6 protein-coding genes and 1 riboswitch are annotated in these 7,862 nt (G+C 41.5%); of the genes, 5 read left to right on the top strand and 1 reads right to left on the bottom strand.

Annotation, left to right across the window (positions count from 1 at the left end; all coding sequences use genetic code 11):
- The first annotated feature begins 171 nt into the window (after positions 1–171).
- A riboswitch (Fluoride riboswitch) is annotated at positions 172–242 on the top strand.
- Positions 243–461: 219 nt separating this feature from the next.
- From E5A76_RS08460 to E5A76_RS08480, 5 genes are all read left to right on the top strand, one after another.
- Positions 462–1,154: an iron-sulfur cluster assembly scaffold protein gene (locus E5A76_RS08460; protein ID WP_008987207.1), complete on the top strand. Its 693-nt coding sequence runs from the start codon at positions 462–464 to the stop codon at positions 1,152–1,154.
- Positions 1,155–1,219: 65 nt separating this feature from the next.
- Positions 1,220–2,224, top strand: a complete 1,005-nt coding sequence (locus E5A76_RS08465; protein ID WP_053989608.1) for a GGGtGRT protein — start codon at positions 1,220–1,222, stop codon at positions 2,222–2,224.
- Between the two features lie 253 nt (positions 2,225–2,477).
- Positions 2,478–3,383 carry a manganese-dependent inorganic pyrophosphatase gene (locus E5A76_RS08470; RefSeq protein ID WP_053989607.1) on the top strand — a complete coding sequence of 302 codons (906 nt, stop codon included), beginning with the start codon at positions 2,478–2,480 and terminating at the stop codon, positions 3,381–3,383.
- A 374-nt stretch (positions 3,384–3,757) separates the two neighbouring features.
- On the top strand, positions 3,758–5,002 hold the full coding sequence (locus E5A76_RS08475) for an outer membrane protein transport protein (RefSeq protein WP_161118646.1): 1,245 nt from the start codon (positions 3,758–3,760) through the stop codon (positions 5,000–5,002).
- A gap of 36 nt (positions 5,003–5,038) precedes the next feature.
- A complete protein-coding gene (locus E5A76_RS08480) occupies positions 5,039–7,441 on the top strand; it encodes a VolA/Pla-1 family phospholipase (protein ID WP_161118647.1) in 2,403 nt (800 codons plus the stop codon).
- Positions 7,442–7,555: 114 nt separating this feature from the next.
- On the opposite strand, the gene E5A76_RS08485 is transcribed toward E5A76_RS08480, so the two are convergent.
- Positions 7,556–7,862 (bottom strand): DUF6363 domain-containing protein (locus E5A76_RS08485; RefSeq protein ID WP_222932514.1); only part of this gene is annotated, 307 nt, incomplete at its 5' end.

The following is a 7,862-nucleotide window of genomic DNA, read 5'->3' on the forward strand; positions in this document are numbered from 1 at the left end:
GCTTGCAAGTGATTAATTGTAATTGCAAATAAGATATCTTCTCATTCAAAGATTCCAGTTTTGGAATCTTTCTTTTTTTATTTAAATGAAGCACATAATAAAAAAAGGCGTATATTAAAAATATCAACGAAGTAGATATATTTATCACTAACCGTTTGCCATAGAGAATTATTTATGGCGGGAGATGATGTTCCTCCTTTAACCGCCTTTTCAAATAAAAGGATAATGACGTCTAACAACATTCGGCTTTAAATAGTCGAGGACCGTGTATTTGTTTAAATGGATATTTTACAGTTCAAGTTAGAATTGTACTAATTTATGCATTCGTCGCGTTGTTATTTCATATTTGTCCTCTTCTATTTTCTGCTCGATAAAGAATTATCAATTCAACACGGCTGCGCAAAATAATACTCCCCTACTTTGAGTTTTATTAGCAACGCGGTGTCAAGTGAGGCAGAGCAATGCAATACTCAACTGAAGTACAAAATATGTGTCCTATCTCTCGTGGTCCTCGTCACGAGTCTGCACCAATTCCTGTTGAAGGTCGTTGGATCAATCCAAAAGACGTTATTGCAATTTCTGGTGTTAGCCACGGTGTAGGTGCTTGTGCGCCACAACAAGGTGCGGCAAAACTAACGCTAAACGTTAAAAACGGTATCATCGAAGAAGCACTAATCGAAACTATCGGTTGTTCTGGTATGACTCACTCTGCGGCAATGGCTTCAGAGATCATCACAGGTAAAACAATCCTTGAAGCACTAAACACTGACTTAGTGTGTGATGCTATCAACGTTGCAATGCGTGAAATCTTCCTTCAATACGTTTACGGTCGTACACAAACTGCATTCTCTTTAGACGGTCTACCAATTGGTGCTGGTCTTGAAGATCTAGGTAAAGGTCTACGTAGCCAAGTAGGTACACATTACGGTACACGCGAAAAAGGCCCTCGTTACATGGAGATGGCTGAAGGTTACGTTACTAAGATTGCACTAGATGACAACGACGAAATCATCGGTTACCGCTTCGTTAACATCGGTAAGATGATGGAATCTATCGGTAAAGGTGTTCCAGCGGCTGACGCAATGGAACAAGCAACTGGTCAATATGGTCGTTTCGACGAAGCGGTTCGTACTATCGATCCTCGTCACGAATAATCAGCCTAGCTGTTATCCATATATCTAATTACACCTAATTTGCTAAATTTATTGAGGATTTTATCATGGCTGCATTATTTGAAAGCTTTGATCGTCGTATCAACCAAATCACTCCAGTTCTAGAAAAATACGGTTTCGCATCGTTAGAAGAAGCACGTCAATACATCGAAGACAATGGTGTTCGTGCTTACGATATCGTGAAAGAAACGCAACCTATCGCATTCGAAAACGCATCATGGGCTTACGTGCTAGGTGCTGCAATTGCACTTAAAGAAGGCGCAAAAACAGCAGCTGAAGCCGCTGAATTCCTAGGTGAAGGTCTTCAGGCATTCTGTATCCCTGGATCAGTTGCTGACCAACGTAAAGTAGGTCTTGGTCACGGTCGTCTAGGTGCGCGTCTACTAAGTAACGAAACACAATGTTTTGCGTTCCTAGCAGGTCACGAATCTTACGCAGCAGCTGAAGGTGCAATCAAAATCGCACTAAACGCAAACAAAGTTCGTACTAACCCACTACGCGTTATTCTTAACGGTCTTGGTAAAGATGCGGCTTACCTAATTGCACGTATCAACGGCTTTAACTACGTACAAACTCAGTTCAACTACACAACAGGTGAACTAGAAGTGGTTAACGAGCGTCGTTTCTCTCAAGGTACACGTGGCGAAATCAACTGTTACGGTGCTGACGATGTACGTGAAGGTGTAGCAATCATGCACCGCGAAAACGTAGATATTTCTATTACAGGTAACTCTACCAACCCTACTCGTTTCCAACACCCAGTTGCTGGTACATACAAAAAAGAACGCCTAGAAGCGGGTCTTGACTACTTCTCAGTAGCATCAGGCGGCGGTACTGGTCGTACACTACACCCAGATAACGTAGCGGCAGGTCCTGCTTCTTACGGTCTAACTGATACTATGGGTCGTATGCACTCTGACGCTCAGTTCGCAGGTTCTTCATCTGTACCGGCACACGTTGAAATGATGGGTCTGATCGGTATGGGTAACAATCCAATGGTTGGTGCAACAGTCGCTGTTGCAGTAGCAATTGAGCAAGCGCAAAAAGCGTAAGCAGACAATTAAAAACTTTATCTTCAAATAACGACTAAAGGCGGGGTTTTAATCAACCTCGCCTTTATTTTTATCTGCTAATTCTTTATTTGTTGAATATAGATAAAAAATCTCTAAAATCCTCGGTACAAATGAAACTTGATAACACTTATACCTATAAAAATGCAGGCTTATAGGTATAATCGGTTGTAATTAAGTAATGTCGTATTACATCATTCAGTCTTGTACTGCATGATCGAGTTAAGGAAACATCATGATCCAAGTAGTAGGTCACAAAAATCCAGATAGTGATAGCATTTGTTCTGCACTAGTTTGTACAGCTCTTCTTAAGGCTCGCGGTCTTGAAGCAACGGCAATTCGTCAAGGCGAACTAAACCGTGAAACTCAGCACATCCTAGAAGTGGCTGGTGTTACTGCACCTGAGCTACGTACAAGCGTTGCAGGCGAGAAAGTATGGTTAGTTGACTACTCTGATCTTGCTCAAGCACCTGATGATCTAGCAGAAGCTGAAGTTGTAGGTATTGTTGACCACCACCGTCTAGGTGACGTGATGACAATCAACCCACTAGAAGCTTGGATCTGGCCTGTAGGTTGTACTTGTACTGTACTATTCAACATGTTCAAGATCGAAGGTCACGAAATCACTCGTGAACTAGCGCTTCTTATGATGTCTGCAATCCTATCTGATACTGTAGGCTTCGCATCACCAACATGTACGCAAAAAGATAAAGACGCAGTGGCTGAGCTTGCTCAAATTGCTGACGTTCAAGATCTAGACGCATTCATCAAAGCACTGCTAATCGCTAAGACTGACATCGAAGGTCTATCTGCAGCTGAGCTAGTTGAAAAAGATCTTAAAGGCTACCCTTTCAACAACCGTGACGTTGTTGTTGGTCAAATCGAACTTGCAACTCTTGAGCAAGTTGAAGACATGATCGAAGCACTAGAAGCAGATCTACAGCGTCGTTGTGACGAAGAAAACCTGGCAATGGCTGCGCTAATGCTAACTGACATCACAACAAGCACTACTCGCCTACTTTACAAAGGTGAGTGGAATGACATCCTAGACACGCACGCAAAAGACGGCGTTCTAATGATGGAAAACACGCTAAGCCGTAAGAAGCAAGGCTGGCCTTGGCTACAAACTGTACTAGCTTAATCATCAAGAATTAGTACAAGATAGTTAAAGAAAACGCGATATGAGGCAACTCCTATCGCGTTTTTTTACTTTTCTTCGTTTCAGCCATATCTCGTTATACCTTATTTCTCCCACTTATATTGCTGGTTAATTAACCATACATTCTTTTATTTGCTGATTATTAGAGCAAATACTTTAATTCTTGGCTAATTTTATTTGTATAATAAATATACCCTACGGCTGATATACAACCAAACAGACCTCATTTCTGTGACATTTCTCTAATTTTACTTAGTATTCCTATTGGGTATACATATACTTCTCTCTCTAAAAATAATGCCGCCATTTATCACACCAATGGCAGAGCAAGAAGCGAATAAAAAGAGAGACAGTCAATGTCCATTAAAAAACGTTATATAGCGTGCGTAATTGGTACTGCCCTATCAAGCCAAGCCTATGCCGCTGGCTACCAAGTTTCAGAACATACAGCTGCAGGTCTAGGTCGTGCTTATGCTGGTGATGCTGCCGTTGCTGATACTGCTGCTGTGATTGCAAGAAACCCTGCGGCAATGACACATTTCAAAAAAGCCGAAGTCTCTGGTGTTATCAGTGTTATCAAACCCTCGATTGATATTTACGATCACAGCTTTGGTCAAGGTGCGACTAATATCGCCCCTGTTAGTTTTGTACCTGCTAGTTACTATGTTCAACCGCTAAACGACAAAGTAGCCGTTGGTCTTGGACTTTTCAGTAATTACGGTGTAACGACTAAATACCCGAACGACTTTAATGCGGGTTCATTGGCTGGTAAAACCTCTCTTGAAACTATCAACTTTAATCCAAACATTGCTTACCGTGTAAACCAACATTTAAGTTTAGGCGCTGGTGTAAGCCTTGTTTACGCCAATGCTGAATTTGACCGTCGCCTAGGTGCACTTTCATTAGCGGTACCCAATAGCTCACCAAGTGATGATGCCATTAACCTAAAAGGTACGAGTTTGGGCTGGGGTTGGAATATTGGTGCGTTATACGAATTAGATCAGAATAACCGTTTTGGTTTAAGTTACCGCTCGCAAGTAGATCTTGATTTCGATGGTAAATTTACTGACTACCTAGGTCCAATTACAGGTAAACCACATAACACTGTTTCTGCTAACCTTTCGTTGCCATTACCCGCTATTGCAGAATTTTCTGGTTTCCACCAATTAGATTCACAATGGGCTATCAGCTACAGCCTGCAATGGACGCAATACAGCAAGTTCAAAGAAATTCGTGCCACCAGCTCGCAATGTAAACCGGGCTTTAATGGTCAAGCTGGCACCTGTTTGCTGAAAAAAGAGCACTATAAAGATACGTATCGTTGGGCTGTAGGCACGACTTACACCATGAACGATGAGTGGACATTACGTTACGGTTTCGCCCTTGACCAAAATGCAGGTCAAGCGACATTAAGTATTCCTGATACTGATCGCTACTGGTACTCAGCAGGTGCTACCTACCACTTCAACCCAGATCTTTCGGTCGATATGGGTCTTTCATACATTCATAGTAAGAAAGCAACCTTCGTAGAAGATGGCAGTACCTTTACTTCTCGTGGTAAAGCTTACCTTGCTGCAGCACAGATCAACTACCGCTTTTAATGCGTTGTCAGTTATTCATTATTTGGAATATATAGCATGAAATTTAATTCAATTGCCTTAGTGATTGCATCTGCATTAAGCGTTATCGGCTGTGGTGGCGGTAGCCAAACAACAATAAAGCCTACGGTTGATCCTGATATTGCCAACAGCTTAAAAGCAGAAACTAAAGTAGATTTCGATCTACTTTCTGCAAACAAGAAGATTGTGTTCCCTAGCTACCTAGGCATGGATGTACAAGATGGCACACTAGCAACCCGTGAAGGTGCGACAACACCTGAAATCGCAATGGGTCAAACTGATGGTTGGAGCACAACCCAACCGATTACGATTAACTTCACTGGTAAGGCACTTGATCCTACTACAGCTGCAAATAGCTTTTACTTAATCAAATCAGGCGATCCAACTAATCCTGACGACACCACGCAGCCAACACTGTTATCCCAGCAAAACGGTGATTTTAAGGTGACAGTTTCAGGCAATAGCTTGATCGTTATGCTGCTTAAGCCACTGGATCCATCAAGTAACTACATGTTCGCTGTTACTGATGATCTAAAAGATATGAATGGCGAAGCGGTAGGTATGAGCAACTCATACGCTTTATTAAAAGCTGATAGTACGCCACCGGCTGCTGCATTAGTGCCAGCGCAGAAGATCACCCATGCGACAGAAGCTGAATTTGAGCAAGCCGGTGTCAATCGTGACAATATTATCTTCTCAACGTGGTTTACCACCCTATCATCAGGTGATGTGTTATTCGCTGCCAAAATGGCAACTGAAGAAGCGATGCAGCTGGGGGCGAAAAACGTATGGCAAGGCTCTGCTATTGCAAGCAACGTTACAGATGAACAATTAGATAAACTATTTACCTTTTCTGAGCCAACGAAAATCGCAGACACCACCGTCCCAAACAAAGCCAGTAAAATCAGCATTTATCAAGGTACACTTTCGCTACCTTATTACTTAGATATTCGTGCTAACAAGTTTATGAATACCCCTTGGCAAAGTGGTATGCCTAGCCTTGCAAAAATTAAGTATGTATTAACTCATGGCAGTGATGCTGATAAATCTGCCGTTTTAGGTCAATTGTCTGATTTTGGTGTAACACCAGAAGATATGGCGGAGGTCGCAACCAACCCACAAATACAAATTGAAGTACTGACTAAGCTAATGGGTAAAAAGATCACCTTAGCAAATGGTAAGCAACTCGATCCTGAGCGCATTATCACCCGTTACAGTGCTGTACCTGAATTAAAGTCCGTTCAAACCATCAATTACACCTTGGTATTACCTAACAATCCAAAGTGTCAAAGCCTTGGTGCGAACAATGTGACTATTTTCCAACATGGCGTTACAGCAGATAAAAGTGTATTAACAGCGCATAGTAAAGATTTACACTCTTTAGCTGAAAGCCTTATCGGTGATCAATGTCGTGCGATATTTGCGATTAACCAACCGCTACATGGTGAAGATCGTGGTATTCATATCACAGACGCAAACGGCAATACTCAATACGAAAATGCCTCAACTGATCCATCGATGTACTTAAACTTAGAAAACCTAACGGTTGCCCGTGATAACTTACGTCAAAGCACCATTGATGTGATAAACCTACGTGCCTCTATTGGTAAGTTATTTGCTGGCATTAAGCAAAAACAAAATGATGGTACTAATCCTAAAGATGTATCACCATTAGACATGCTTAATCCTAATAATGGCGTCAGCTTTGCAGGCCACTCACTAGGTGCAATCGTGGGTACAAACGTTGGTAATATTGCTAATCGCCCAACCATGAACCCTGCTTTTGATCAGCAATACTTTGCTATTAACAAATTATCATTGGCAAATCCAGGGGCTGAAATTCCTTACCTACTGATGAACTCAGATAGTTTTGGCGGCCTGATTAAAGCTGGTGTATTACAAGGAACCATTGCTAGCCCGACGGAAATTACACCGTATGTCATTGAAACAGGTAAGTTCCTACAAATACTTCAAACCTGTTATGAAGCACAAGACAGTCAGCATAAAGATTTAAGTAAATGTTACGTCGATAACATTGAAGGCTATGAAAAGCAGCATCCTGAACTTAAAGCCCAATGGACGCAAAATTTCATTAAGTTTGCTTATGCCGCTCAAACAGTCATGGATCCGGTCGATCCAATCAATATGGCTCATGGTATCCCGCAGTCATTACCAGTGTTTGTACAAATGGTAAAAGGTGATTCAACTATTCCAAATATCACTATGGCAGCTCAGCTACCGTATTCACCATTTACAGGTACAGAACCACTGATCAAACAACTAGGTTTATCAAAGCAAGGTGGAGACAAAGCATGGAAAGAGTATCAGAATGGTACACATACTTCGCTGCTAGATGCGACAGCATCGAATGCCACCACCAAAACAATGCAAAGCGATATGGCGAACTTCTTAAATAGCTAATATCGATATATCCAAGTCACTTATCAAAGCTTGGATATAACAAAGCCTTGGTCATTCTCTCTTCAATTAAAGAGGAATACCAAGGCTTCTTTTTATTCTAATGAATAACGACAGTTACTCTTCCCGTAAATGCTGCATTAAACTGCTTCTCTCATTCAATATTTGAGAGAAACAATGTACGAACTTACGTCCTATTATTTTCCCTTCGCGATAATCCATTTCCAAATCATCATTACTGCTTAATAATGCACGGCTATGTAATGCTTTTTCTGGAGCAATTTGAATAACCTGTAAACCTTTCGGTGGTTCAACTAAGAACTCGTTCATGTCTTGGTAGGTTTTATAATATTTGGCGAGCATTTCTATCACATCAATATTATTACTTTGCCCTGCCAGCTTTAATAACCGCTCAATATTAATA

This window comes from Photobacterium lucens, assembly GCF_009873615.1.
Lineage (GTDB): Bacteria > Pseudomonadota > Gammaproteobacteria > Enterobacterales > Vibrionaceae > Photobacterium > Photobacterium lucens.

What these genes read in the sequence shown, in the direction of transcription:
- E5A76_RS08460 (WP_008987207.1), top strand. Translation starts at nt 462, where the DNA reads ATGCAATACTCAACTGAAGTACAAAATATGTGTCCTATCTCTCGTGGT.
- E5A76_RS08480 (WP_161118647.1), top strand. Translation starts at nt 5,039, where the DNA reads ATGAAATTTAATTCAATTGCCTTAGTGATTGCATCTGCATTAAGCGTT.
- E5A76_RS08470 (WP_053989607.1), top strand. Translation starts at nt 2,478, where the DNA reads ATGATCCAAGTAGTAGGTCACAAAAATCCAGATAGTGATAGCATTTGT.
- E5A76_RS08475 (WP_161118646.1), top strand. Translation starts at nt 3,758, where the DNA reads ATGTCCATTAAAAAACGTTATATAGCGTGCGTAATTGGTACTGCCCTA.
- E5A76_RS08465 (WP_053989608.1), top strand. Translation starts at nt 1,220, where the DNA reads ATGGCTGCATTATTTGAAAGCTTTGATCGTCGTATCAACCAAATCACT.